This window comes from Vibrio sp. Vb1755 (assembly GCF_033338635.1).
GTDB classification, from domain to species: domain Bacteria; phylum Pseudomonadota; class Gammaproteobacteria; order Enterobacterales; family Vibrionaceae; genus Vibrio; species Vibrio alginolyticus.
Map to the genome: position 1 here is coordinate 1 of NZ_JAWOTA010000077.1, position 1,791 is coordinate 1,791.

Consider the following 1,791-nt stretch of genomic DNA (forward strand, 5'->3'; position numbering starts at 1 on the left):
TTCAAATCGATACGAGTTCGCCTCGTTATCAGGATATTGGTAACCACCAGATGTGGTTGAAGATTTACTGTCCGCTTGGCTGTAGCTGTAATCAAATGAGATAGAAAGTTTGTCGTCCAGCAGTCGCTCTTTACTCACACCAAAACCAATGGTTGTGATGTCATCTTTGAGCTTGGTGGTGTAGCGATTCCAGCCGACAATGTCAGAGTTTGCTTGTTGTTGCTCGGAGCGGATGATCTGTTGATTGTAAAAAACATGCCCGCTTAATCCGTCGAGTAAATTGAAGTTGAGGCTGAGGTCGTAGCCGTAATCTTCCCCTTCGCTTAAACCAATATCGGGTTTTGCATAGTCATCATTTCCGTACCAAAGTTCTGCAAGTAGCTGGACATCGTCTGTCATGTCATAACTGCCGTCGCCACGGAGCTCAATCCTCTCTTTGTCGGCTAAATAGTATTGGCGCAAATTAGGCGAGTCGCTGCTGTCGTCCTGCCAATCAGAGCCATCGCGGAAAGAGTAGGAGACTTTACCGCCTAATTGCCACGGACTGTTTGGCCTGTACTGAGCACCAACAAAAACGCGTTGTTCATCGGTACGTTTTCGGTCGGCATAGCTTCGCTCGTCTTGTTTGAAGTGATAACCCGCATTCACCTTCACATCAGATGCAACACGATGCGTTAACGTTGTTTCCAGTTTGGTTTTTGTGTGGTCGTATTTTTCTCTTGTAGAGCCGATGATGGTGTTTCTATCGGAGTTATCGTCTTTGTCTGAATAGTCCACAGAAATGGCGAAAGCTGTGTCTCTCGAAAGCTTGTTGTGGTAATCCGCGCTCATTTGCCAAGTGTTGGTTTCGCCATGGAATGTATTGGAGTTGACGGGGGACTGCGGAAACGGATTTAACCCGCCTTCAGAAGACGTCTGTGACCAAAGTAAGCGGCCACTGAACGTTTGTTGATTCAACCGATAATTCCCCGTGACAGCAAATTGGTGAAAGTCGTTGTCAGGCTCATACGCAAGGTGGTTGGCGTAAGGGTTGGTAATGCCGCCGTAATAGAGTGCGGACTTGTCATTGCGGAAAAACGAGCCGCGATACGCAATATCCACCAGCCACAAATCTTCAATGTAGCTCACTCCTACTTGAGTATTTAAGGTTTCATGATCGACGTCTTTAGGTATGAATCCCGGCGCGTTGGCGTAACCCGGAATGGTCGATGAATAGAGCGAAGTTGTGCCTTCTTTACGTTCGTGCTTCATGGATGCATATGGCTTCCATAGCGTATGTGGTGTGTACTTGAGTTCTAACTTAAACGTCTCTCGCGTCACTGAGTTTTCATATTTCGATAGGTCACCACTAACGAGTGCATCTTCTCTTGGATGATACGCACTGAGTGAGGACTGATTCCAGAAATACGGAGTTTCGCTGTAACTGCCGAGGATACGTAATCCGTCGTACTGGCCCATTTCCCACTGCAGTAAGAAGCGTTGCAAACCAAGATCTTCGACGACGATTCGATTGTAGAATCCATCGTCTTCATATTGTTCGATATCGGCGTTTAGGCTAGCGTTAAAGTGCTTATTGTCAGAGTTTGTACCGTAAACGGGCGGATTCCAATTATAGAATCGCGAGGAACCATCGTTGTTAAGGTACCCTACGCCCGCGCTGACTTCTCCACTCCATGTGCCGTCGCTGCTGCATCCACTGCACTGCCAGCGGCTAGTGTCGGCTGGTTGAGAACGTTGTAACGAATAATCGTTGGCGTGCGCTTGCACAGCAAAAGCAAGGGAAATAGCGAT

General features: G+C 47.6%; 1 protein-coding gene. It reads right to left on the reverse strand.

Translation table 11 applies throughout. The annotated features are described in order from the left end of the window. The coding region (locus tag R7E00_RS22685; RefSeq protein WP_318124502.1) for an MtrB/PioB family decaheme-associated outer membrane protein at nt 1-1,791 on the reverse strand (1,791 nt) is incomplete at both ends.